We start from the raw sequence: 25,596 nt of genomic DNA on the forward strand, positions 1-25,596 counted from the left end.
GTAGGAAATCATTATGGTAATGTACGAAAAAACAGCCGAACACTTTGGAAAAAAATTCAAAGACCTACCGGAAGGCCATTTACTGGTTAACTTAGGACCCAGCCACCCCGCCACTCATGGAATTTTACAAAACGTAATCCAAATTGATGGAGAACGTGTGGTGGATACAGAATCCGTCATTGGGTATGTCCATCGTTGTTTTGAAAAATTAGGAGAACGTTACGATTATAATCAGTTCTTAGTTTGTACTGACCGTATGAACTACGTATCCACTCCGCTCAACAATATTGGATGGATTCTTACGGTTGAAAAGATGATGCAGATCCAAGTTCCCGAACGTGTTACTTATGTAAGAATGATCATCTCTGAACTATCTCGGATCATGGATCATATCATTTGTAATGGAATTATGGGTGTGGACCTTGGTGCATTTTCTGGATTACTCCATTTATTTCATCATAGAGAAAATATTTATCAAATTTTAGAAAAGTTAACGGGCGCTAGGCTCACGACTACTTTCTGTCGTGTGGGTGGAATGGAACGTGATATTTATCCCGAGTTCCAATCCGAAATCAAAACTGTCATCAAAGGTTTGAAACCTGCTTTGGATGAATTCCAAGACCTTCTCATTCGTAATAAAATTTTTAATGAAAGGACGGCAGGGATTGGTGGTCTCTCTGCAGACCGTGCCATTGCTTACGGATTTTCTGGTCCCAATCTACGTGCGGCCGGTGTTCCTTGGGACGTAAGAAAAGATGATCCTTATATGTTCTATGATAAGGTCGATTTTGATATCCCCGTGGGAGAAGATGGATCAGCCCTCGACAGGACTCTCGTTCGTATGGAAGAAATGCGTCAATCCATGCGCATCATAGAACAACTCATCGATGGAATTCCAGAAGGCCCGTATCATGCAGATGTTCCCCACACTTTCCTTCCGCCGAAAGATCGTGTGTATCACAATATGGAAGAACTCATTTACCATTTTAAAATCATTATGCACGGAGTGAAGGTGCCTCCGGGAGAATACTATATGTCGACCGAGGCAGCCAACGGTGAACTCGGTTTTTATGTAGTATCAGAAGGTGAAAAATCTCCTTGGAGAGTGCATGTCAGACGTCCTTGTTTTTGGTATTACCAGGCGTTCCCTGAACTTGTCAAAGGGGGCTTACTTGCGGATACCATTGCCACCATGTCTTCACTCAATGTCATTGCAGGGGAGTTGGATTGTTAATGGCTTATCAATTTTCACAAGATTCAGAAAAGCGTTTCCAGAGGTTGATTCCTCAGTTTCCGAGTAAACGTTCGTTAATTTTGCCCTGTCTTTTTTTATTACAAGCTGACAAAGGTTTTGTGGACCAGGAAGGGATGCAGTACATTGCAGATCGGATTGGTGATCCGGTATCCCTTGCTCATGTGCATGGGGTTGCTACTTTTTACACCATGTACAACAAAAAACCGGTGGGAAAGTTGCACATTCAAATTTGTGGAAATATCTCTTGTTACCTTGCTGGTTCCGATTCCATCACCGAACATGTATGTTCCAAGTTAGGGATTAAACCGGGTGAAACCACAAGTGATAAAAAATTCACCGTTGATGAAGTGCAGTGCCTTGGTGCTTGTGGGTTTGGGCCAGTGGCCCAAATCAACGACAAATATTATGAAAACCTAACACCGGAATCAATCGAAGCCATTCTTTCCGAATTGGAAAAGCAGGTATAAAATGGGATTAAAAACACTTCTCACAACTCATGTTGGTGCTGCTGATTCTCATACTTTAAACCATTACCGGTCTGTCGGCGGATACGAAAGCCAAAAAAAGGCACTGACGGAAATGACCGCAGAACAAATTGTAAACGATGTTAAGAACTCTGGTTTACGGGGTCGCGGTGGTGCCGGTTTTCCTACGGGAAACAAATGGGGCTTCATTCCAAAAACCGACAAACCCAAATACTTAATTTGTAATGGGGATGAAGGCGAACCGGGAACCTTTAAAGACCGACTTTTAATCGAAAAATTCCCCCATATGCTGATTGAAGGGATGGTCATTGCTGCCAAAGCAATCGACTCCCACCAAGGTTATATTTACATTCGAGGTGAGTTCCATAAGGGGATTCGTATCGTCGAAGAAGCAGTCGAAGAAGCATACAAAGCTGGCCTTCTTGGAAAAAATATCTTAGGCCTTGGTTATGATTTTGATTTGGCTGTGTATTCCGGAGCAGGTGCTTATATCTGCGGAGAAGAATCAGCTCTCATCAATTCCCTTGAGGGAAGGAGGGGCCATCCAAGATTAAAACCTCCTTTTCCAGCTGTATCTGGTCTTTATGCATGTCCTACCGTTGTGAACAATGTGGAAACATTTTGTAATGTTCCGCATATCATTCGTATGACGGGAGAAGAATATAAAAAAATCGGAACAGAAAAATCACCGGGAACCAGGCTTTTTGCTGTCAGCGGACATGTGAAAAAACCAGGGATTTATGAAGTCGAAATGGGAACTCCCATGAAAGAACTCATTTACGATATCTGTGGTGGGATTAAAAACGATGGAACCCTCAAAGCAGTGATTCCAGGAGGAAGTTCTTCTCCCATTCTCACAGCAGAAGAGGCCATGACTGCCACTATGGATTATGAATCCATAGCTTCTCTCAAATCCATGTTAGGTTCCGGGGCTGTCATCATTCTTTCCGAATCGGCAGATCTTGTGGAAACCACATACCGATTGGCAGAGTTTTACTCACATGAATCCTGTGGTCAATGTACGCCTTGTCGGGAAGGTACACATTGGGTAAAAGACCTTCTCCATAAAATTAAAGTCGGAGAAGGAACAGAAAAAGATGTAGAACTCATTTTTTCTTTGTCTAGGAATATGGAAGGTGGAACCACCATCTGTCCGTTAGCGGATGCTTGTGTTATGGCAGTCCGTCCAACGATGACAAAGTTTAAAGGGGAGTTCTCGACTCGATTGAAAAAGGAAGTGAGCATCTCTCACTAAAGGTCATCGAAACATTATGGACTGGGCTCTAATACTTGCTTGGGGAATTAAAATCCTCTCATTATTTTTTATCATTTTAACGGGTGTGGCCTATTACACACTCGCCGAACGTAAGTTTGCTGGATTTATCCAGGATCGTCCGGGCCCCAACCGTGCCGGAATTTTTGGACTTTTCCAACCTCTTGCTGACGGAATCAAATTCATCGCTAAAGAAGAAATTTTTCCAAAAAACGTATCCAAAGGGATGTATCTTTTGGCTCCTACCATCTCCATGACTTGTGCCATTATGGCCTGGGCTGTGATTCCTTTTGGGGGAAGTCTTCCGGCACCGGAGTGGCTTATGGCTCTTACCGGTATTACAACGATTGATTTACAAATTGCTAATCCCGATTCAGGGGTATTATACATGCTTGCTATCTCTTCTCTTTCTGTGTATGGGATTATGATTGCGGGTTGGTCTAGTAACAACAAATACTCGTTACTTGGTGGAGTTCGTTCTACGGCTCAGATGATTAGTTACGAACTTCCTATGGGACTTTCCATTGTTGTGATTGTGATTATGACTGGATCTCTCAAACTAACAGACATTAGTGATTCCCAAAAAGATATGTGGAATATTTTATCTCCCCCTGGGTTTGTTGCCTTTTTTATTTATGTGACGGCGATGTTTGCCGAAACCAATCGCCTTCCTTTTGACCTTGCGGAAGCGGAATCGGAACTTGTTGTGGGTTTTCATACTGAGTATGGAGCATTTAAGTTCGCCCTCTTCTTTTTAGCTGAATACATGAATATGATCACCATGTCTTGTCTTACCACCTTACTCTTTTTTGGTGGATACAATGTTCCGTTTCAATTAGGTGCCGGTTCTCCTTACCAAGCATTTTATGGACTTGGGTTTTTTATTTTAAAAGTGTTATTCTTTGCCTTTTTGTTTATTTGGGTTCGTTGGACCCTCCCTCGTTTTCGTTATGACCAATTGATGAAACTGGGTTGGAAAAAAATGATCCCTTGGGGACTTTTTGCAGTGATGTTTGCGGCCATTTACACGGTTTATTGGAAAGAAGGATGGATGAAATTATTTATATGAACATAGAATCTTCTCCTTCCTTTTTATTATTTATCTTTTTTGGAACAGTGACTGTGGTGACTGCTCTTAGTGTGATCTTCCAGAAAAATCCTGTGGTATCAGCGGTATCTCTTGTTTTTACCTTCTTTTCTTTGGCAGGCATTTACGGAATTATGGGAGCTTTGTTCATAGCCACCATGCAGGTGTTAGTGTATGCAGGCGCCATTATGGTTCTTATCGTTTTTGTTTTGATGTTACTTTCACAAAGAACAGAAACCTTGTCTCGATATAGAAAACACCCAATCCGTTTGGTTTTACTTTCTCTTTTTGCATTAGGTTTTTTCTTTTTATTGTATAGTGCTCTCACAACAGGAGTTCCTCATTCTGAACAAAAGGGAAAAGGTTATGAACTCACTGAGTATTCCTTTCCCATCCAAGGAACGGGAACCGTAAATACAAAAGGGAACGTAGCCACTGTCGGTGCTTCCACTTATTTGGACTATTTACTTCCTTTTGAAATGATCTCCATCTTACTTCTCGTAGCAGTTCTTGGGGCAGTGATCCTTGCCAAAAAAAGACTCACAGAAGTGGAACAAACCAAGGACAACGTTTTATGAACCAATTCATTAATGACATTCCTGTTTCCTACATATTAGGTCTTGCTGGAATCTTGTTTTCCATTGGCGTACTTGGAATTCTTATTCGAAGAAACATCGTCATCATCTTTATGTCAGTGGAACTCATTTTAAATTCTGTGAATTTAGTGTTTGTTACTTTTTCCAAAGCCCTTTCTCATATTTCAGGGGAAACCATTGTTTTCTTTGTGATGGCAATTGCTGCGGCAGAAGCGGCTGTGGGACTGGCGCTTGTGATTGCCATTTTCCGGCATAAAAAATCCACCAATGTGGATGAACTCCAATCGATGAGATGGTAATCCTATGTTAGATTTATTCCCGTTAGTTGTCCTTCTTCCTCTCCTTGGTTTTTTACACAACGGTCTTTTAAAAGATCGGATCCCTCATAGGTTTGCCGGTGCCATTGGGACTTTGGCTGTGTTCATTCCATTCCTTATCACCTTAGGTGCGTTTAACGAATTTAGACCAATGGAAAGAACCGCACCACATTTGGTTCCTGTTTTTGACTGGATTGTCGTTGGTAATTTTAAGTCTTCTTTTGGTTACCAAATCGACCAACTTTCTCTTTATATGACTCTCATCATCACAGGCATTGGATCTCTCATCCATTTATACTCGATGGGTTATATGAAAGGGAATGCGGGATATAACCGATTTTTTGCCTATTTGAATTTGTTTATATTTTGTATGTTAAACTTAGTTCTCAGTGACAACCTAGTGCTTACCTTTCTTGGTTGGGAAGGGGTGGGCTTGTCTTCTTATTTACTGATAGGGTTTGACTACGATAAAAGTTCTGCAGCCGAAGCGGGGATGAAAGCATACATCCTAAACCGAATAGGGGATGTTGGTTTTATTTTAGGCACGGGGTTTTTGTTTTGGTTAGGTGGTAGTTTACAATACTTACAACTCCAAACCAATTTAAGTGAAATGAGTGAGTTTGCAAATTATGCAAACATTGTAGCACTTTTCTTTTTTATTGCAGCTATGGGTAAGTCAGCCCAAATTCCTTTGTATGTTTGGTTGCCTGATGCGATGGCAGGTCCCACTCCTGTTTCTGCTCTCATCCATGCGGCGACAATGGTAACGGCGGGGATATTTCTCATTGCTAGACTTAACTTTGTATTTTTACTCGCACCGGAAACTTCTCTTTTCATCGCCATCATTGGTGCAGTGACCGCACTTTTTGCCGCCACCATTGGAACTTTACAAAACGATATCAAAAAAATTCTAGCTTACTCAACAGTTTCACAACTTGGATTTATGTTTCTTGCCATGGGTAGCATGAGTTATGTGGCAGGACTTTTCCACTTAATGACACATGCGTTTTTTAAAGCCTTATTGTTTCTTGGTGCAGGTTCAGTGATTCACGCCCTCCACCACGAACAAAACATCAAACATATGGGTAGACTTTTCGGAAAAATCAAAGTCACTTCTTTTACTTTTTTACTGGGAACTCTAGCCATTGCAGGATTTTTTCCTTTCTCTGGATTTTTCTCCAAAGATTTAATTTTAGAAAAAACATACACCTACGGTGCGTTTGGTTCTATCCTTTGGACCATGGGTATTGTAGCTGCCTTTTTCACTTCGTTTTATATGTTCCGACTTGTCTTTGTTGTATTCTTTGGAAAAGACAACACGGACTCACATCACAAAGTTCATGAATCTCCTTGGACCATGACCTTGCCACTTGTACTTCTTGCAACCGGCGCCGTGGTCGCCGGGTTTTTACAGACTCCACATTTCTTTTTACATATTGATGCTTTAGAAAGATTTTTTGCTCCTGTTTTGTCAAAAGGGTATGAATTGGCTTCTCTTCATGGAACTCTAGCAGAACACAAGAGTCTGGTTCATGACGTAGAACTTTCATTAGCTGGGTTTTCTGTAGGAATTGCCACAATTGGTCTGATCCTTGCCTATTTCCTTTATCAAAGAAAACAAAGCCCCATTCTGGAAGAACATACAGGGTTTCGAAAGATTCTATTTCACAAATACTATATCGATGAAATCTATGATTTTCTATTTGTAAGGCCCTTTCTCTTTTTATCGAAAGGAGTGGCTTTCTTTTTTGATACCAAGATCCTCGATCGATTCTTTTTGGGAATTGGAGGGAGTTTTGGTGTGATTGCCAATGGTTTACGAAGGCTCCAATCAGGATTTATTGGCGATTACGCCTTGTATGTTGTCATTGGTACATTTTGTATTTTAGTGTATCTATTAACGAGGGGGGTGTAAGGTGCCGGAACAAATTTTATCGATCATTATCTTTTTACCAATTCTTTCCTCTTTACTCATTGTATTCCAAAAACGAGTAGGGGCAGTTGTTGTCATCTCAGCACTTTCGTCTGCATTTACAACCATCCTGTCTGTAGGGCTCTTTTTCTTTTTTGATTCCACTAAGTCAGGATTACAATTTGTCCATTGGATTCCTGATTGGATTCTATCGGGCAAACTGAGTGTTGATTACCATGTTGGGCTTGATGGGATTTCTCTTCTTTTATTTGCCTTAACTGCCTTTATGTTTTTTCTTTCGAGTATTGCCTCTTGGTCCAACATTCCAAAGAAAATCAAAGAATTCCATATTTGTTTACTTGTTTTGGAAACAGCAGTCCTTGGGGTTTTTGCTGCCGGTAACCTTGTCCTCTATTATGTATTTTGGGAACTTATGGTATTACCAATGGTTCTTATGATTGGAATTTGGGGTGGGGAAGAAAGAACCAAAGCTGCTTTAAAATACTTTTTATTTTCTATGGCTGGCTCCTTGTTTATGTTAGGTGGTATACTCACCCTATATTTTAAAACAGGAAAAACATCGATTGAATCTTTGTCTACAGCAAGTCTTGGAATGTATTCCGAACCCCTGCAATGGTTTTTGTTTTTTAGTTTTTTTCTTGCATTTGCGATCAAAATCCCACTATTCCCATTCCATACTTGGATGCCGGATGTCCATACTCAGGCACCTACTGTTGGTTCTGTGGACTTAGCGGGTGTATTACTTAAAATCGGGGCATACGGGTTCATACGATTTTGTATTCCTTTTTTCCCAGAACCCAGTTTACTTTCTCAAAATTGGATCCAAATCCTTGCAGTCATTGGTATCGTTTATGGTTCGATGGCGGCACTTGTCCAAACTGATATCAAACGGATCATTGCTTATAGTTCCCTTTCTCATTTAGGATTTTGTATCTTGGGCCTCTTCTCTTTTACCAACGAAGGAGTTGTGGGTGGAATGTTACAAATGGTATCTCACGGGATATCCACTGGGATGATCTTTCTTATGATTGGGATGATTTATGAAAGAGCTCATACACGAAATATTGCCGAGTTTGGTGGACTTGCTAGTCAGATGCCTGTGTTCTCCACTTTTTTTCTCATAGCAGTATTGTCTTCTGTGGGACTTCCGGGAACCAATGGATTTGTAGGTGAGTTTCTCATTCTTATGGGAGCTATTAAATCCAATCTTTGGCTTGGTGGCATTGCCGCAACAGGTGTGGTTCTTGGAGCTCTTTATTTACTCTGGTTTGTAAAACGATTCCTATTTGGAGTGAGTAAAACCATCCAAGCAAAACCATATAAAGATTTAACCTTTAGAGAAGTGGGAATTTTATCGCCCCTTGTTTTCTTTATTTTCTGGATTGGAATTTATCCCAAACCATTTTTAGAAATTTTACAATCTTCCTCCCATGTATATTTGAATTCAGCATCGATACAATCCATAACAGAAAGAAAGGACATACAAAAAGATTTCCTTGGTGGAAATGTAAGTCGGCAATTTTCGGATTATACAAGTTTAGGAAAAGAACCATTATCCTTTGAAGAAAGGTTGGGATCTTTTCAATCGAAGTATGCACTTCCTACTTTTCTTTCTGTGAAAGAAAACAAACCGAATCTGAATGAAAACTTGGACAATTTGGAAAAGTCCATTGAGTCCGATTTTGACTTGGAACCAATCCAAAAAGAGACAATAGGAAACTAACCCATGTCATATACTCCATCCTCCAATGATTTAATAGCAATTTCTCCCATGTTGATTTTATGTGGGGTGGCTTTACTTTCTCTTGTTGTTCAGTTTCTTGTTCCCAAAGAAGAAGATTCCAAACCATTATGGGTGCTTTCGGTTCTGGGAATTCTTGGTGCTATGTATGCTTTGTATCATACAACAGGATCTCCTGGGTATGGTAAATTTTTTGGATCACAGATTTCGATTAGTCCCCTTACCGTTTGGCTAAGTGCGATTTATTTGATTGCGGGGCTTATCACTTTACTCGTGGCACCACCATTTCTCGCTCAACATAAAACCTTGTTTCCTGAGTTTTTTCCTCTCCTTCTATTTTGTTTGTCGGGGATGATGTTTCTCACTTCTGGATATGATTTTATTGTCATCTTTGTTGGATTAGAAATCCTTTCGCTTGCATTATATGTGATGATTGGAATGGCTCGTACTTCCGTTTCTTCTTTAGAAAGTGCTATGAAATACTTTTTACTCGGAACCTTTAGTTCTGGGTTTATGTTACTAGGAATTGCTTTTTTATATGGTGGTTCAGGAACCACAAACCTAGACGGAGCACTTCGTGGTTTGTTTCTAAAAGGTTATGAATCCAATTTTTCAAAGTTAGGTTTTGGACTTTTTTTGGTGGGAGTGTCTTTTAAAGCAGCACTTGTTCCATTCCATTCTTGGACTCCTGATGTATATGAAGGTGCACAAACACCCATCACTGGTTTTATGGCAAGTGCCGGTAAGGCATCGGCTCTTGGGCTAATGATCGTATTATTTAATCATATCCCCGTGGGTGAGATGGGAGATACTTGGAAAGTATTAATGGGAGTGATTGCCCTTGTTTCCATGACTTGGGGAAATATTGTAGCTCTCAAACAAGAAAACCTCAAACGAATGTTAGCTTACTCTTCTATTTCTCATGCTGGATATATTGTGGCAGGGATCGCTTGTGGGGCTGGTCTCGAAGCCTTGTATTATCTATTTTCTTATTCTCTATTAAATTTGGCTGCTTTTGCTATCATTTCCTATTTGGAACAGGGCAAACACGAAGTGACTGTCAATGGAATCGCGCATTTGAGCGCAGAACATCCGTTAACGGCCCTTTCACTTTCCATTATCTTTTTAGCTTTTGCTGGATTTCCACCCTTAATCGGATTTTGGACCAAACTTTTCCTTTTGCAAAAAATTGCTGAATCGGATTTATTATTCAACCGCATCCTGCTTTTTGGGGCCGTGGCAAACTCTTGTGTGGCCTTCTACTACTACATGAAAATCACCATCCAATCCTATATGAAACAAGAAACAGGTGCAGTGGCGGGAGTTCGTGACCTTCCGACTATGCCAACCCTAGGCTTTTTGGTATTTCTTTTGAGTTTGTTTTTTACAGTGGGTTGGGTCTTTTTCCAACCTGGAGCTTTGTTATAAAATCGCAAATCTGTTATAACAGAATTAGTTCCAGGATAGCGAAAAACGAATTGATTCATAGATAGGGATCTAGAGGGTAGTCCGTAGGTAGGTATTTCGTATGGCAACCATTCTAAGAAAGTCAGGAACTCTAGAGGATCCCTCAGCAATTAAGGATTTCCTTGTTTCCAAGGGTCTTGTTTATGAATTCTATAAAACCCCAGAAACTTTGGATCTCATCCTTGACCAAAAGGGCTTAAATGATGCGGAAAAAGCGGAAGTTCTTTCAGGATTGGAATATCGATTTGACCAACTAAAGAAAGAACATGGTTACAAAGCCAATGACCTCGTTGTCCTGCATGACGAAGTTCCTGGAATCCAGGACATGTTAGCGAAATTTGATAAACTACATATCCATACAGATGAAGAAGTACGTTATATCATTGATGGAAGTGGGATTTTTGGATTCATCATTGATGGAGAAAGATTTGAAGTCCATGTGAGTAAAGGTGATTTTCTTTCGATCCCTGCCAATACTAACCACTGGTTCACCCTGGACAAAAATTTAAGAATCAAAGCGGTTCGTTACTTCAAAGACAATTCAGGATGGACTCCTGTTTATGTGGATGAATCAAAAGTTTTAATCAACGTTTGACGGAGAAAAGAATCTCTTCCTTTTTGAAGGGATTCCTACTTGAAAAAAAGAAACCTCGAGAGTTTCGAATCGTTTGCTTAATAAACTTTTTTTAGTTTGATACGGCAGGGTTCTCTGCCGTGATTCCAAACCACTCGACAATAAATTGAAGGGTGGTTCTTCCTTGGTAAAAATTTTCTTCCAAACTTCCTACCAAATCAAAACTTCCATGTTCTGACATAAACTTTTGGAATTCTTTACCTTTGTTCCAAATCATATACTTTAAGGAACCACTTCCAATCAAATGGAATCGAACGTGTTTTCCTCCACTAAGTGGAGTTAGGTGAATTGCCTTTGCATTTTTAATCGCTAGTTTGATATCTGGATTCCCTTGGCCAAAGGGTTCGAGGTCTTTCCATTCCTTGAGTAACCTTTCTCCGATTTCTTCGGTGAGAACAGTAAAGTCTGTATCGATGGAGTGGACTTTGGGTTTTTCTTTATCAACAGAAAGCCAATCTTTAGCAGCCGTATACAATGCCGATTCAAAGGCAGGGATTTGGTCGATTTTAATAGAAAATCCTCCCGCTTCTGGATGGCCACCGAAATGTAAAAAATGTTCCGAAAGAGATTCTAATAGTTCTAAAACATTTTCGGGACCATAGGAACGAATGCTTCCTCTCGCATCACCATTGTCAGGTGCAAGAAAAATGGCAGGTTTTTTGTAAGTATCCACCATCCTTGTGGCCACAATTCCGCTGACCCCAGGTTCCATATCAGGTTCATAACAAAATACGACTTCGTGTGCGGTTCGTTCCGGTTTTCTCTGGAAATAACGTTCGACGCGGTCCATATTGCGTTTGGTTCTTTCTTTTCTTTCTTCATTGATGGAAAGGAGTTGTTTGGCCTTGGTTTTTGCCTCTGTAGTTGTTTCCGATAATAATAAAGAAACAGCTTCTTCCGTTTTTCCCATCCGGCCAGCCGAATTGAGAACAGGTCCTATCGACCAACCTAAATCTTTTGTGGTCACACCTTGGGGGCTAAGTTTCAGTTCTTTTAATAGTTCCGATAAACCTTTTCTTTTTTTATCACCAACATAGAGTTTGGTGAGCGAGTTTAAGGCTAGTTTGACAAAATGCCTGTTTTCCCCAACAAGAGGCATCATATCGGTAATGGTTCCAATCCCGGCAAGGTCTGTTTCTTCTTCTAATCCAGAAAAAAATTCGGGGATGTTGGAACATTGGTAAAAGAAAAGTTTTCTTTCTTCATCCACTGGGATCGCTGTCGTAAAGTTCTCTGGGTAAGGAAAAATCGATTTGTCATCTAAAGGTAGTGAGGTGAGGGTTTCATTTGTAAGTTTGATTCCATTCTGAAAATAAGTGATTTGATTTTGTCCTGTTTCTTCTTTAAATTCTATTTTTTTATAAACTTTTCCAAATTCATCACTTTGTCGGAATAAAATGGCAGATACTAATTTAAAGGAAAGCACTGCCGTGCAGATTTTTTTTTCAGGGTATTGGGAGTCTGTCCTTCTCGGATTCACCAAAGCGCAGTTAGTGGGAATGCGAACAGGAACTTCGTGGTGGTCAAGTACAATGACTTGGATACCTGTATTTGTGAGTTCTTCGATTTCATCGGCTTGGCTTGAACCAAAGTCCAGTGTCACAAGAAGGTCAGGTTTTACTTTTTTTATTTTTACCAGGGCTTCTTTACAAAGACCGTAAGGATCACTTTCGGATGAAACCATCACTTCTAAATTGATAGAAGAAAAGCTTGGATGGGATTTTAGAAAGAATGCCAGTAAACAGGTGGAACTCACTCCATCAGAATCTCTATCTCCATAGAGGAGGATTTTTTTTCCATCTTTTACAAATGAGAGAAGAAGTTCCACTGCCATCGAAAGATCGGGAAGGGAGAAGGGGGAATGTAAACAAGAAAAGTCAGAACTTAGCAGTTCTTTGGGGTGAATGTTGCGAAGGCCCTCTCTTTTATCGACTAAGTAACGTAAGAGGGGGCGTTTGGAATCAACTTTGGTTCGAACTTCGGAAAGTAATGGCCCGAAGTGAACCTTGGTTACATGATGCAATTGCCAATAATTTTGGAACCGAATTCTACTTCGAGTCCCGGTGTTTTGATATCTCCAACTACCTTACCATTTTTTTTAAGTTCTACCTTTTCTTTTGCGTCCACGTTTCCTTTTAGATTTCCGTGAACCACAAGGCTTCCTACTTCTACATCGGCTTCTACGTCGCCTGTTTCATCAATGATGAGTTTGCCTTGGGATGTAATCGTGCCTTTGAACTGACCTTTGATTTTTAATGTTTGGTTGAAGGAAAGGGTTCCGCGAAACGTAATGTCGTCGCTAATGATGGTGTCTATAGATTCGTCTTTCATCGGTAGGGATAGTCTTGTTTGACTCTCGTGTTTTGGCAACTACACAAGTATTTGTCATCAAAAGGAAATGGAAAAAAGTTCATATTTCCGGGGTTTTCACTTGAGTCTCCAGGTCGATTCTTGAACCTGGGTCTCAAGTATAGGAAAAAACAGTGAAAATTAGGCGCTTCTGGAAGTCAGGGTTCATCCTGCTTTTAGCGGTTTTCATCAATCTGAATCTGGTCGACGACCGGTTTGTTTCTCCTCTCGAAGATTTGGACTTTCAATACCAATCCTACGAGTTGGAAGAAACGACTCGTGTTCTGACTTCCTCTAAAGAATCCAACCAAGTTTTGAAACTGGTTCCTTCTCGAAGAATCGAAGCTCCTTTGAGAGTTTCTGTGATTCGTTGGTCTACACTTTCAACAGAACCTGCTTTTTTTCACGAAATTCTTATCTTATTTCACTTTCTATACCTCCCGCCCCCTGTTTTGGCTTAATCGTTGCATGTAGATTAGTCTAGAAGTAGAGCCTAATTTGGGTCTCTACTACGTTTTCAATTTGAAATAGGAATTATGTTAGAAAAAATCATTCAGTTTTCCATTCACAAACGAGCCACAGTCCTCGTTTTGACAGCAGCACTCACCATTGTTGGTTTTTACAATGCGCTGCACCTTTCGATCGATGCCATTCCCGATGTGACAAACGTGCAGGTGTCGGCAGTGACTTCGGTGCCTGGTCTTTCTCCCTTAGAAGTAGAACAGTTTATTACTTACCCCATCGAACTTGAGTTTAACGGGATGCCCAAGGTCACAGAGATTCGTTCCATTTCAAGAACGGGTGTTAGTTCTGTAACGGTTATCTTCGAAGATGGAACAGATATCTATTTTGCAAGACAACTTGTCAATGAGAGGCTCAAACAAGCAGAAAACTTTATCCCCAAATCCTATGGCAGACCGGAACTTTCTCCGATTGCCACTGGTCTTGGCGATATTTATGAATTTGCTCTAGTATCCGAAAGCCATTCACCAGAAGAACTGCGAACGGTGATGGAATGGGAAGTTGCAAGACAACTTCGTTCTGTCAAAGGAATCATTGATGTGAACGTGGTTGGGGGAGATGCCAAACAGTTTCAAATTAAAATCGACCCCAAACGATTGTTATCTCATAATTTAACTCTCTCTCATATTACAGAAGCTCTGGAAGGTGCCAATGTTAACTTAGGTGGGGGGTATATCCAAAAAGGCGAAGAACAATTTGTGATTCGAGGCGAAAGCCAATTTAAGTCGATTGATGATATTGCAAGGCTTTCGGTTCGAACCTCAAGAGATGGAATTCCTTTGACACTGGGTCAAATTGCCAAAGTGGAAACGGGTCCTGCCCTTCGTTTTGGTTTGAGTACCATGAACGGCAAACGCGAAGTTGTGGGTGGGACTGCCATGATGTTACTCGGCAGTAACTCCCTCCAAGTGGTGAGCCGAGTGAAAGAAAAAATGAAAGAGATTGAATCTCGTCTTCCCCAAGGGATGAAGATCCAAGTGTATTATGACCGCTCGGAATTCATTGGCCGAACTCTTTCGACTGTATTTACCAATTTGGTAGAAGCTGCCATCATTGTTCTCGTTTGTCTCATTTTAACTTTAGGAACGGTGAAGGGAGCTTTTGCCGTTGCCCTAGCCATTCCTGTTTCCATGATGGTGGCCACAATTCTTATGAATGCCTTTGGTATTGTGGGAAACTTGATGTCTCTTGGTGCTCTTGACTTTGGTCTTCTTGTAGATGGTTCCATTGTGATGTTAGAGTCCACTCTTCATGGATTTTTACTGCGTAAAAGTTTCCTACTTTCGAAAACATCGGCCCAGGACATGGAAGATGGGATGGAAGAAGTCATCATGGAGTCTTGTATCAAAGTGGTGCGGGCTTCCGCATTTAGTGTGGGAATTATTTTACTAGTTTATTTACCACTGATGACACTGGAAGGTGTGGAAGGTAGGATGTTCCGTCCAATGGCAATTACCGTTGCATTTGCGTTAGGTGCTGCACTTCTTTATTCCATTACCACTTTCCCGGCCCTCATGTCTTATATTTATAAAAAGCCAATTTTGCATGAGTCTGCCTTTTGGGAAAAGTTTCAAACTAAATATGCAGAAGTTTTGACCTATGGGATGAAGTTCAAACGCCAGTTTACTTATGCCGGGATCGGTGTTGTTTTGTTATCGTTTATGCTCGCATCCACTCTTGGATCGGAATTTTTACCTAGAATTGATGAAGGAGAAATTGCCATCGACATCAAACGATTACCTTCTACTGCCATCAATCACTCTCGTGATTTGAATTTGGAAATGGAAAAGGTGATTTTGAAATTTCCAGAAGCAGTGAGTGTGGTTTCGAGGCAAGGTCGGGGGGAATCGGCAGCAGAACCCATTGGTTCGGAAGAAGGGGAGATGATGGTCAAATTGAAACCTAAAAAGGAATGGGTTTCGGCAGGTGACCGCGAAGAGCTGATGGAACTCATGAAAAACTCTGTGAACAACAGTGTTCCTTCTTCTTACATTAGTTTATCGCAACCAATTGAAAATCGCGTCAATGCATTGTTATCTGGTTCCAAAGCCGATATTGTCATTAAAATTTATGGAGATGATTTAAAAACACTCAAATCCATTGCAGACAATTATGCCTCCAAAATCAAAAAAATCCAGGGAGCTGCTGACTTACGAGTCCAAAAACTTTTAGGTTTACCACTTCTCGAAATCAAAATGAATCGTGGAAACATGGCGCGTTACGGTGTTCGTGCAGAAGAAATTCTCACTACCATCGAAACACTTCGGGTGGGTGCCAATGCGGGAAAAGTTTATGAAGGTTACAAACGATTTGATTTGATTGTTCGTTTGGATGCTGACGTAACAGACATTGGTGTGATCGAAAACGTTCCCGTGATGACAGAGCTTGGGGGAACAGTTCCACTCGGTCAAGTCACAGACATTACGATGACAGAAGGGCCTGCCGCACTTTATCACGAAGGTTTAAAACGAAGGATCCTTGTCGAAGTAAACGTTCGTGGCCGCGATATGATTGGATTTGTGAATGATGTGCAAGCTGCTACTGGATCTATCGAATCTGGATTACCACAAGGATACTATGTGGATTGGGGTGGGCAGTTTGAAAACTTCACTCGTGCAAAGAATAGGCTTGCCATCGTAATTCCCATTGCAGGTGCGATTATTTTTGCGATGCTCTTTATTGCTTTTGGAAGTGTCTATTATGCATTGGGAGTTTTTATTTTAGTACCATTGTCACTTTCCGGAGGAATCCTTTCCCTTGTGATCCGCGGCCTGCCTTTTTCCATTCCTGCGGGAGTTGGATTTATTGCGGCAGCCGGTATATCGGTGTTAAACGGGGTTGTGTATGCTTCGGCACTCAAGGACCAATTAAAAGTCACTCGTGATCCTTCCAAAGCTGTGGTGGAAGCGGCAGTCTACACTCTTCGTGCGGTTGCAACCACTGAACTTGTGGCCATCATCGGATTTTTACCTATGGCCATTGCCTCCAGTGCAGGAGCCGAAGTGCAAAGACCACTGGCAACTGTAGTCATGGGTGGGGTTCTTGTGGCGACCATCTTATCTCGTTTTCTACTTCCGATTGCCTTCGAATTTTTAGTCAAACTAGCACAAAGACAAGAAATCAGACAAATGGAAAGGGAACGTAAAATGAATGAATACTTTGTAGAAGAAATGAAAAAATACAAAGATATAAATATTCATGATACTCATGGACATTCACATGATTCTGAATTAGAACCAAATGAAATTCATAATGAAGACGATTCTAAAACAAACAAACCAAATCAAAAATCGAAAAAAAAGAGGAATTAAATGAAACCTAATTATTACGTAGCACATCCTTGGCATGGATTGGAACTCGGACCAAAAGCACCCGATGAGTTGGATGTATTTATCGAACTCACACCACAAGACACGGTGAAATATGAAATTGATAAAGCTTCTGGTTTTATCCGTGTGGACAGACCTCAAAAGTATAGTAACCGTTCACCGACTCTCTATGGATTTATCCCAAGAACATTTTCAGGAGAAGCTTCTGGAAAACATTGTTCGGAAGTTGTGGGAAGACCAGACATCATTGGAGATGGAGATCCTATCGACATTTGTGTACTCAGTGTCAATCCCATCACACATGGAAATATGATTTTAACAGTCATTCCTATTGGTGGACTTCGAATGATTGATAAAGGCGAAGCAGATGACAAAATTGTCGCTGTTTTAAAAGGGGACGAAGTGTTCGGACAAATCAAAGATATTTCAGAAGTTCCGAAAGCTCTGATCAACAAACTCCACCATTATTTTTTAACTTACAAACTCGATCCGAACTCACCTTCAACGGGAACCGTAGAGATTACCGAAGTGTATGATCGTGTGGAAGCTATAAAAGTCATCCAGTTTGGAATCGAAGATTATATAAAGAAATTTGTAACTGTATGAAGTTTATAAAGAAGTTTTTGGTTTTATTCCTTTTCGGAATTCATTCATCCACTGTTTTTCCAAAAGAAAAAGCAGTCTATGAGTTGCATTCTAAAGATGAATTGTTTTTTCTCGGTGAAGATTCAAGAGTCCAAGATTCGAAAGAAAAATGGAATTTAGATGAATTAGAAGATTTTGCTGTCACTAGTAATCCGCTTTATCTTCGTGAAAAACAAAATATCGGTATGGCTCGGGGAGATATCATTACTGCTAGTTTGTATTACAATCCCATAGTGAATATGCAACAGCAGTTTATGGGTGCTTCTGTGAATTCAGCGACAGGTAGACCAGAAACTTCTTTTATTTACAACCAACCATTCGATATGAGTGGGGTGATTCCTCAAAGGGAAAAAGTCGCCAAACAAGAGTTCTTGGGTACGATTGCCAGTTTTCGAGATTTTGATCGTTTGTTTCGATTGCGACTTCGTCAAAATTTTTGGACGTATCTCTATGTAACGGAACAAATTAATTACCAAAAGGAGTTTTTGGAAAACTACCAAGATCTTTTGGATTTAACCAAACTTAGGGCGGAAAAAGGAGATATCTCCTTTTTGGAATATGACCGATTGGCTTTGGAACGTGTACAAATTGAACGCGAATACCGAAATGCCAGGATCCTTCGGGCACAAGTGGTTAAAAATTTAAGAATCTTAATTGGAATCTCTGATGTAAATTCTCCCTTAAGTATCAAAGGTAGATTGGAATTTATATCTACACGTGAATTTGGGATTGATTTGAATGATTTTGATATTGAAGAACGTCCTGACCTTGTGGCATTGAAAATTCGCCAACAAAAGGAAAGAATGAATATCGAACTAAAAAAACGAGAAATCATTCCCCCTTTAACACTGGGGATTGAGTTTTTAAACAAAGGAAATGAAAATGTAACGGGTGTATATGCGGCTACACCACTTCCTTTGTTTGATCGTAAACAAGGGGAAATTTTAAAATCAGAAGAATCTTATAAAAAACTAGGATTCGATGTCGATGCTAAACGAAACGAAATCATATCTGAAATCTCTGCTGCCATTAAAGAGTTACAAGCTCGGGAATCTCAGTTACTCGATTACCAAAAAATGGGACTACTCGAAAAAAACAAAGAAGTGCAAGAGAAGTCAAGGCTTGCTTACATTCGGGGTGCCTCCAATTTAGTAACGTTTTTGGAGGCTGAGAAAAACTATCTCAGTGTGCTTCGTAGTTACTATGAAATCATTTATCTCTATTACAATGCTTTGGAAGGATACAAAGCTTCTATCGGAAAGATGGATAGCTCGGAGTTTTAAATTTATATGAAAACAGAATTCAATTTTAAGAATATTCGTTCCTTGAGTATACTTGTACTCGTTGGAAGTTTGGCTTACTTTGGTTATACCAAGTTTTTTGGGCCTGGTAAAAAAACAGAAGCTCTCACAGAAGATAAATCCAAATTTATCATTTCTCAGGAAATTCAAAAGAATCATCCTTTTTCCGTTGTTTATTTGGAAGAAAAAGCACTCGAGGAAGAACTACAACTACCTGGAACTGTATCTTATGATATGAACAGTGTGGCAAAAGTAGGATCTCGAGTCAGCGGACGGATTGTACAAGTTTTTGTGAAAGAAGGCGAATATGTAAAAAAGAGTACTGCCCTTGCCTCCATTCAATCGGTAGAACTTGGCACCACAGAAGCAAATTACTTAAAAGCAAGAGCAAGGCTTGAAGCATTAAAAGTCCAGGCCGATAGAGCAAAAGATTTGTATGAAAGAAAAGTAACCTCTGCAAAAGAGTATGAGATGTCTTTAATGGATTACAAATCAGTGAAAGCGGAAATGGAAACATCCCGAAATGCTTTAGAAAACTTGGGATTAAACGATGCAGAAATTACCAATTTAGAAGCTGGAAAATATAACTCAAAAAACTTATACATAAGGACTCCTATTTCGGGAACAGTTACAGAAAGAGAAGCTATCATCGGTCAGGCGGTGAATGCTCGAGACAATTTGTTTACCGTGGCTGATTTAAGTGTACTTTGGATCAATTTAGAAGTATATGAAAAAGATTTGGCATCCATTCGAATGGGAAACGAAGCCAAAGTCATTCCGATTGGATCTAAAGATGAATCCTTGAAGGCAGTCGTTTCTCATGTGGGAGATGTGATTGATCCCATCAAAAAAACGGCAGAGATTCGTTTGGAAGTGAGAAACTCAAAAGGAAGACTTCGTCCCGGACAAAGTGTAACAGCAACGGTCGTGGGTGCTATGGTTGAGTCTTCTGTGAACAAAGCCAAAGTCATACCCGTAAATTGTATTCACAAAATCGAAGGTGAAAATTTTGTTTTTGTTCGTAATGGAGATGGTTCTTTTTCTGCTAAAAAAATTGGAGTAGGGAAAGTTTACGACAATTGGGTTGAAGTTGTAACAGGTGTTGAATCAGGGGAAGCCATTGTGGAAGAAGGAAGTTTTGTTTTAAAAAGTGAGTATTTAAAATTATAACTCCTAGTTTTTTGTTGACATAACGCCCATTTCCTAGTTATCTGTTTAGTATGAAAGACCTCACGGAAAAACAAGAATTTGTCCTGCAATACATATCGGACACTGTCCGCGAGAAGGGGTTCCCACCCACCATCCGTGAGATTGGGGACCAATTTGGAATTACTGCTAAAGGTGCTTATGACCACCTAAAGGCGATTGAAAAAAAAGGTTATATCCGCACTTCTAAAAACCAAAGCCGCGCCATTGAACTTTTGAAAGGGAATGGAGACGAAGCACTTCTCGTCCGTGCTTCGGGAATCCCTCTTCTTGGGCAAGTGGCTGCGGGTTCTCCCATCCTTGCGGAAGAAAACATCGAAGAATACATTGCGGTCCCGGAAGATCTTGCAACCAAACCGGGAACCTTTGCTTTACGTGTGAAGGGAGATTCTATGGTGGAGGCTGGGATTAGCGATGGAGACATTGCCATCATCCAGAAAAAAGACACGGCAAGGAATGGAGAGATTGTAGTGGCCATGATCGAAAACGAAGCCACTTTAAAAGTTTTTTACAAAGAGCCCGATATGATTCGTTTGGAACCAAGGAACGTAAAACTAAAACCGATTCGTACCAAAAAGGCAACGATAATTGGAAAACTAATCGGACTCTATCGCATTTACTGATTGACCAAAGCCTGGTTGGGAACGAGTTTTGAAGGGATGTCGAAACATCTTTTTTCTTTCCCAACCTTTCTGATCTTATCTCTCGTCCTCTCTTGCGCTCCCAAAAAACAAGAAATCGATGCTTATGACCTAAAACGCGTTCTGGAAAGGTATGCGCAAAACCGAATCCAAACGGGACTTATGGCAGACACCAAACGACCCACACCAACAGATATGGCTCTCTTTGAAGAAGCTTGTGAGGTGTACCGCTTGTCTATTCCTGAAGCCAAAGAAATGTTAAAAAAAGAAAACAAAGCTCTTTACGAGTCAATTTATGGAAATGAATAAAATTAAAATTTCAGAACGTCTGGTTTGGGGCTCAATTACCTCTTGTTTGGTGGCCCTAGTTTTTTTTATAAACACAGATAAGGTTAAGGCCATATCCACTGACGGGGAGAAATATTTACAGATTCTCCATGAAGTAGTTTCCTATATAGAAAATGATTATGTAGATCCCCAAGAAGAGAAAAAAATTTATACCGGTGCCATACAAGGAGCCTTACAAAGTTTAGGTGATCCACATACTAGGTTTTTGGACACTGATGAATTTGGTGAATTACAAAACGAAACCAAAGGAAGTTTTGGTGGAATTGGTGTTGAGATTAGTTTCCAAGAAAATGCATTTATTATCGTGGCACCCATTGAAGGAACTCCCGCATGGAAGGCAGGACTCCAACCCCAAGACAAAATTATAGAGATTAACGGGAAAAGTACAAAGTCTGTTTCTTTATCAGAATCCATTGCAATGATGCGTGGTGAAGTGGGATCCTCAATTTCTATGAAGATCGAACGAAAAGGAATCAAAGATCCTTTTGTTGTTAATTTGGTTCGGGAGCTGATCCAAATTCGATATGTAAGGTCACATTATCTTCCAGAAGCAGAAACAGGTTATATCAAACTGGTTCAGTTTATGGGTAAAGAGACCACTACCAAAGAATTTGTTTCGGCAGTGAAAACCATGATGGATTCTGGTGCTAAAAAACTAGTGATCGATTTGCGAATGAATCCCGGTGGACTTTTGGATTTGGCCATCGAACTTGCGGATCTATTTTTACCTCCCGATGCAGAAATTGTTTCTGTAAAAGGAAGAGGTGGGGTTCTTGTAAAAAGTTATAAAGCCGATAAAAAAGAGAAAAAGTTTTTGGATATCCCCATTGCCATTTTGGTGAATGGAGGTTCTGCGAGTGCTTCCGAGATTTTAGCGGGTGCTTTAAAAGATAACAAACGTGCTGTGGTCGTCGGGACTCAAAGTTTTGGAAAGGGAAGTGTGCAGTCTATTTTTCCTCTATCGGGGGGAACAGGGGTTGCCATTACCATTCAAAAATACTATACCCCTTCCGGAATTTCCATTCATGGAAAAGGGATCACTCCTGATTATATCGTAAATCCCACTTCTGCCAGTGAAGATGAAAAATATGCTTTGGAAAAACTTTTTAAGAAGAACTTAATCCGTCCGTTTTTAGAAACACATGCAGAATTCAACGAAGCTGCTCTTTCTGATTTTGCAGCCATACTCAAAAAAGAAAATCTAACCATCTCAGACTCGGTCACTCGTATTTTTTTGTTTAATGAAATGAGAGCCGGGTCTTCTAACGTTAAACCAAGATTGGATTTAGATACTCAGCTTTCTGAAGCCATTCGTGTTTTGAAGTAATGGCCTACGGGTTAGGAATTGAATCCAGCTGTGATGAAACATCCATTGCGATTGTTCGCGATGGAAGGGAACTTCTCTCTCTAAAAGTTTATAGCCAAATCGATTCACATTCCCCTTACCGGGGAGTGGTACCTGAAATTGCATCCAGAGCTCATTTAGAAAAAATCAATTCTCTTCTTTCTGTGGCAATGGAGGAAGCAGGAATTGAATTTTCCGATTTAAACTACGTGGCGGTGACCAGTTTTCCGGGGTTAGTTGGTTCACTTATGATCGGTGCACAGTTGGCTCGTTGTATCTCTCTTGTATATGGGATCCCGATTGTTGCAGTAAATCATTTAGAAGCGCATTTGGCTGTGATTGGTTTAGAAAGAGAACTTCCTCCTTTTCCTTGGCTTGGACTTCTTTTATCGGGAGGAAACTCATCCATTTATATATACAAAGGATTTGGTGATTTGCAAATTTTTGCAGATACCCAGGATGATTCTCTCGGCGAGGCTTTTGATAAGGTCAGTGCCGTATTGGACTTACCCTATCCCGGTGGGCCCTATTTGGAAGCCAAAGCAAATGCATACAGTCCGATCCCTGGTGAAAAAAATCCCTTTCCAAAACTTTTGAAAGAAGATGGGGAGGACCTAATTCGGTTTTCTTATAGTGGGCTAAAAACGGCAGTGTTATATTATAAACGGGAAAATGCAAAGTCACTTCCCATCGAAAAAATTGCCTACTATTTCCAAAAGACTGCCTTTGAACTTGTCACTCGTAATCTAGGAAAAGCCATCTCCAAAACAGGGATTCGAACTGTCGTTGCCGCAGGAGGGGTCCTTGCCAACGGAACTCTCCGGGATTGTTTGGAAAAAGAAAAGGAAAGGTCTCGGTTTGATCTATTTTATCCTAGCAAAAAAATTTACTGCACAGATAACGGAGCGATGGTGGCATGTCTTGGATACCATCTTTGGAAACAAAAATCTTTTGTGGGGCTCGACTTTAAGGTAAGTCCCAAACGAAACTTTGAACAAATAATATGAAACTAAAACTTACCTGGATTCCAAATACACTTACACTGGGAAACTTAACCTTGGGCTTTGTTTCTATGCTTCTGGTAGCAGAAACGAATCCATCACAATCCAATTCCCACGAACTCTTTACCTTAGCGGGAGTGTTTATCATTTTGGCCGCTCTCTTCGATGGGTTTGATGGAATGGCAGCACGGGCTCTTAATTGTACAAGCGAGCTCGGGGCAGACTTAGATAGCCTTGCCGACCTTACCACCTTTGGGATTGCTCCTGGATTTTTGTCGTACAAAATGTTCTTTTACGATATCAAACTCGATATCTTTGACAAACCAGATTATTTTCCATTGGGTATGTTCATTGCCGCTTTGTATCCTATTTGTGCGGCATACCGATTGGCACGTTTTAATGTAGCTCACGATCCCAAATCTTTTAACGGACTTCCTTCGCCAGTGGCCGGGGTTGTGATTGGAATTTTCCCTTTGGTGTTTTCTGTGTCTCAAGTGCCACTTTGGACTGCTGTTTTATTTTTTGTGATCACAGCCTTACTTATGGTTTCGACTCTCCGTTATAGCAAACCACAAGTTGCCATCAGAGGACTTTTCTCTTGGAAAAAATTGGGAATTAGTATTCTAGGGCTTGGTTTGTTGTTACTTGCGATTGGATTTTATCGTTGGCCCTATGTGATGTATGGTGCGGTAGGATTTTATGTATTTTCTGGAATTGTATCGTTTCTCATCCAAACCATCCAGGACTACCGAGTGTAGTCTTTAAGTGGGTTCTTTGAGTTGAAAGATATCGAGAAGGTTTGCCACTGCAAATATCGTTCGAACTTCTGGGGACAAATGGATGATACGAACCTGTTTCTTTTTTTCCTTTGTCCAACTGTAGGTGTGTAACAAAATTCCGATCCCAGAAGAATCTAAGTAACTCAGGTTTTTAAAATCTAAAACCAGTTCCTTAATAGCTTCGGTGTCAATTTGTTCTTTTAAGTCCGCTCTAAATTTGGGAGTATCCTTCAAAGACAAGGATCCATTTAAGAGGACGATTGCCTTATCGTTTTCTCGTTTGATTTCATACTGAAACATAACTTCAGTTAAGACAACATCTGAAAGACTCAAATACAATCAAAAAACGTTTGATTTTTCAAAAAAGGACTCTAGAAAAAGAGCAATGAAAATCAAGTTTTGGGGTGTTCGCGGATCCATTGCTTCACCCATTCGGCCTGAAAGCGTAAAACATAAAATCGAAAAAATACTTTCATTGGCAAGTCCGACAGACATTCAGAATGAACAAAGTATTCATAGTTTTCTTAATTCTTTGAGTTTTTCCTCTTCATCAACTTACGGTGGTAATACGACATGTGTCGAAATACGTGATAAGGAAGGTAACCTCATCATTATTGATGGTGGCACGGGACTACGCGAACTAGGCAACCAAATGATGGCCACTGACTTTGGAAAGGGAACAGGCCATGCCTATTGGATTTTGACTCATACCCATTGGGATCATATCCAAGGAATTCCCTTTTTTGTACCACTCTTTTTACCAGGAAACCATTTTGAATTTGTTTCTTGTATGAATGATGCAGAAAAAAGATTAGAACACCAATTTGTATTCACACATTTTCCCGTATCCTTTGATCATTATGCTGCCAAAAAAACTTTCCAATATTTAGAGGAAGGGGAAACTATTTCTCTTGGGCCCCATATCCAGGCGTTTAGCAAAGCAGTCCGTCATCCTGGAGGAAGTTTTTCTTACCGGTTTATGGAAGAGGGAAAAGCAATCATCTTTGCCTCTGATGCCGAATTCAATTTAGAAGAGATGGAAAATATCGATACCTATATTGATTATTTCCGTGATGCCGATGTACTTGTTTTTGATACACAATATACATTTGAAGAATCATTACAAAAAATTGATTGGGGTCATAGTTCTGCATCCATTGCCACAGACATTGCCCTTCGTGCGAAGGTTAAAAAACTTGTGATGTTTCATCATGATCCTTCTTATGATGACGAAAAATTAGATTTAGTTTATTTGCGAGCACTCAAATACAAAGAGATGTTTGATCCACACGGAAAATTAGAAATCATTATGGCTTATGAAGGTTTGGAGATAGAGGTTTAA

Annotated in this window: 24 protein-coding genes; 21 read left to right on the forward strand and 3 right to left on the reverse strand. The window is 40.3% G+C overall.

Features of this window, described 5'->3' with window-relative positions; all coding sequences use genetic code 11:
• The first annotated feature begins 13 nt into the window (after nt 1-13).
• The 10 genes from EHR07_RS04040 to EHR07_RS04085 all read left to right on the forward strand — a co-directional run bounded on the left by EHR07_RS04040 (nt 14) and on the right by EHR07_RS04085 (nt 10,749).
• Nucleotides 14-1,234, forward strand: a complete 1,221-nt coding sequence (locus EHR07_RS04040; RefSeq protein WP_208739693.1) for an NADH-quinone oxidoreductase subunit D — start codon at nt 14-16, stop codon at nt 1,232-1,234.
• Nucleotides 1,234-1,722, forward strand: a complete 489-nt coding sequence (locus EHR07_RS04045) for an NADH-quinone oxidoreductase subunit NuoE family protein (RefSeq protein ID WP_135743905.1) — start codon at nt 1,234-1,236, stop codon at nt 1,720-1,722. The genes EHR07_RS04040 and EHR07_RS04045 overlap by 1 nt, the downstream gene beginning before the upstream one ends.
• A 1-nt stretch (nt 1,723) precedes the next feature.
• The gene (gene nuoF, locus EHR07_RS04050; protein WP_135743906.1) at nt 1,724-2,995 is read left to right on the forward strand and encodes an NADH-quinone oxidoreductase subunit NuoF; all 1,272 of its coding nucleotides are present in this window, start codon (nt 1,724-1,726) and stop codon (nt 2,993-2,995) included.
• 16 nt (nt 2,996-3,011) lie between these two features.
• On the forward strand, nt 3,012-4,082 hold the full coding sequence (nuoH, locus tag EHR07_RS04055) for an NADH-quinone oxidoreductase subunit NuoH (RefSeq protein ID WP_135743907.1): 1,071 nt from the start codon (nt 3,012-3,014) through the stop codon (nt 4,080-4,082).
• Entirely contained in the window at nt 4,061-4,678 is a 618-nt protein-coding gene (locus tag EHR07_RS04060) for an NADH-quinone oxidoreductase subunit J family protein (RefSeq protein WP_135743908.1), read from the forward strand. The genes nuoH and EHR07_RS04060 overlap by 22 nt, the downstream gene beginning before the upstream one ends.
• Nucleotides 4,675-4,995: an NADH-quinone oxidoreductase subunit NuoK gene (gene nuoK, locus EHR07_RS04065; protein ID WP_135743909.1), complete on the forward strand. Its 321-nt coding sequence runs from the start codon at nt 4,675-4,677 to the stop codon at nt 4,993-4,995. The genes EHR07_RS04060 and nuoK overlap by 4 nt, the downstream gene beginning before the upstream one ends.
• Before the next feature lie 4 nt (nt 4,996-4,999).
• A complete protein-coding gene (gene nuoL, locus EHR07_RS04070) occupies nt 5,000-6,928 on the forward strand; it encodes an NADH-quinone oxidoreductase subunit L (RefSeq protein WP_135743910.1) in 1,929 nt (642 codons plus the stop codon).
• Between the two features lies 1 nt (nt 6,929).
• Entirely contained in the window at nt 6,930-8,669 is a 1,740-nt protein-coding gene (locus EHR07_RS04075) for a complex I subunit 4 family protein (RefSeq protein ID WP_135743911.1), read from the forward strand.
• Nucleotides 8,670-8,672: 3 nt separating this feature from the next.
• The gene (locus tag EHR07_RS04080) at nt 8,673-10,115 is read left to right on the forward strand and encodes an NADH-quinone oxidoreductase subunit N (RefSeq protein ID WP_135743912.1); all 1,443 of its coding nucleotides are present in this window, start codon (nt 8,673-8,675) and stop codon (nt 10,113-10,115) included.
• Between the two features lie 100 nt (nt 10,116-10,215).
• Entirely contained in the window at nt 10,216-10,749 is a 534-nt protein-coding gene (locus tag EHR07_RS04085) for a cupin domain-containing protein (protein ID WP_135743913.1), read from the forward strand.
• 91 nt (nt 10,750-10,840) lie between these two features.
• On the opposite strand, the gene recJ is transcribed toward EHR07_RS04085, so the two are convergent.
• Together recJ and EHR07_RS04095 are read right to left on the reverse strand one after the other, a co-directional pair.
• The gene (gene recJ / locus EHR07_RS04090) at nt 10,841-12,811 is read right to left on the reverse strand and encodes a single-stranded-DNA-specific exonuclease RecJ (RefSeq protein WP_135743914.1); all 1,971 of its coding nucleotides are present in this window, start codon (nt 12,809-12,811) and stop codon (nt 10,841-10,843) included.
• The gene (locus EHR07_RS04095; RefSeq protein ID WP_002973855.1) at nt 12,799-13,119 is read right to left on the reverse strand and encodes a bactofilin family protein; all 321 of its coding nucleotides are present in this window, start codon (nt 13,117-13,119) and stop codon (nt 12,799-12,801) included. Before EHR07_RS04095 ends, recJ begins: the two co-directional genes overlap by 13 nt.
• A 152-nt stretch (nt 13,120-13,271) precedes the next feature.
• Here EHR07_RS04095 and EHR07_RS04100 point away from each other — a divergent pair, with 152 nt between their 5' ends.
• The 10 genes from EHR07_RS04100 to EHR07_RS04145 all read left to right on the forward strand — a co-directional run bounded on the left by EHR07_RS04100 (nt 13,272) and on the right by EHR07_RS04145 (nt 24,233).
• Entirely contained in the window at nt 13,272-13,598 is a 327-nt protein-coding gene (locus EHR07_RS04100; RefSeq protein WP_135743915.1) for a hypothetical protein, read from the forward strand.
• Nucleotides 13,599-13,673: 75 nt separating this feature from the next.
• Nucleotides 13,674-16,970 carry an efflux RND transporter permease subunit gene (locus tag EHR07_RS04105; RefSeq protein WP_135743916.1) on the forward strand — a complete coding sequence of 1,099 codons (3,297 nt, stop codon included), beginning with the start codon at nt 13,674-13,676 and terminating at the stop codon, nt 16,968-16,970.
• Nucleotides 16,971-17,594 carry an inorganic pyrophosphatase gene (locus EHR07_RS04110; protein WP_135570243.1) on the forward strand — a complete coding sequence of 208 codons (624 nt, stop codon included), beginning with the start codon at nt 16,971-16,973 and terminating at the stop codon, nt 17,592-17,594.
• The gene (locus EHR07_RS04115) at nt 17,591-18,916 is read left to right on the forward strand and encodes a TolC family protein (RefSeq protein WP_135743917.1); all 1,326 of its coding nucleotides are present in this window, start codon (nt 17,591-17,593) and stop codon (nt 18,914-18,916) included. The genes EHR07_RS04110 and EHR07_RS04115 overlap by 4 nt, the downstream gene beginning before the upstream one ends.
• A 6-nt stretch (nt 18,917-18,922) precedes the next feature.
• Nucleotides 18,923-20,104, forward strand: a complete 1,182-nt coding sequence (locus EHR07_RS04120; protein WP_135743918.1) for an efflux RND transporter periplasmic adaptor subunit — start codon at nt 18,923-18,925, stop codon at nt 20,102-20,104.
• Nucleotides 20,105-20,154: 50 nt separating this feature from the next.
• On the forward strand, nt 20,155-20,763 hold the full coding sequence (gene lexA, locus EHR07_RS04125; protein ID WP_135570237.1) for a transcriptional repressor LexA: 609 nt from the start codon (nt 20,155-20,157) through the stop codon (nt 20,761-20,763).
• 36 nt (nt 20,764-20,799) lie between these two features.
• Complete coding sequence (locus EHR07_RS04130; protein WP_135743919.1) at nt 20,800-21,090, forward strand: LA_1448 family UV-C exposure upregulated protein; 291 nt, start codon at nt 20,800-20,802, stop codon at nt 21,088-21,090.
• Nucleotide 21,091: 1 nt separating this feature from the next.
• Nucleotides 21,092-22,456 carry a S41 family peptidase gene (locus EHR07_RS04135; RefSeq protein WP_208739712.1) on the forward strand — a complete coding sequence of 455 codons (1,365 nt, stop codon included), beginning with the start codon at nt 21,092-21,094 and terminating at the stop codon, nt 22,454-22,456.
• Nucleotides 22,456-23,481: a tRNA (adenosine(37)-N6)-threonylcarbamoyltransferase complex transferase subunit TsaD gene (gene tsaD, locus EHR07_RS04140; RefSeq protein WP_135743921.1), complete on the forward strand. Its 1,026-nt coding sequence runs from the start codon at nt 22,456-22,458 to the stop codon at nt 23,479-23,481. The genes EHR07_RS04135 and tsaD overlap by 1 nt, the downstream gene beginning before the upstream one ends.
• On the forward strand, nt 23,478-24,233 hold the full coding sequence (locus EHR07_RS04145; protein WP_135743922.1) for a CDP-alcohol phosphatidyltransferase family protein: 756 nt from the start codon (nt 23,478-23,480) through the stop codon (nt 24,231-24,233). Before tsaD ends, EHR07_RS04145 begins: the two co-directional genes overlap by 4 nt.
• A gap of 3 nt (nt 24,234-24,236) precedes the next feature.
• On the opposite strand, the gene EHR07_RS04150 is transcribed toward EHR07_RS04145, so the two are convergent.
• Nucleotides 24,237-24,554 carry an STAS domain-containing protein gene (locus tag EHR07_RS04150; protein ID WP_135743923.1) on the reverse strand — a complete coding sequence of 106 codons (318 nt, stop codon included), beginning with the start codon at nt 24,552-24,554 and terminating at the stop codon, nt 24,237-24,239.
• Between the two features lie 85 nt (nt 24,555-24,639).
• On the opposite strand from EHR07_RS04150, the gene EHR07_RS04155 reads away from it, so the two are divergent.
• Nucleotides 24,640-25,596, forward strand: coding sequence for an MBL fold metallo-hydrolase (locus EHR07_RS04155; RefSeq protein WP_135570224.1), 957 nt, complete (start codon nt 24,640-24,642; stop codon nt 25,594-25,596).

Origin of the sequence: Leptospira bandrabouensis (genome assembly GCF_004770905.1) — a bacterium.
GTDB lineage: Bacteria > Spirochaetota > Leptospiria > Leptospirales > Leptospiraceae > Leptospira_A > Leptospira_A bandrabouensis.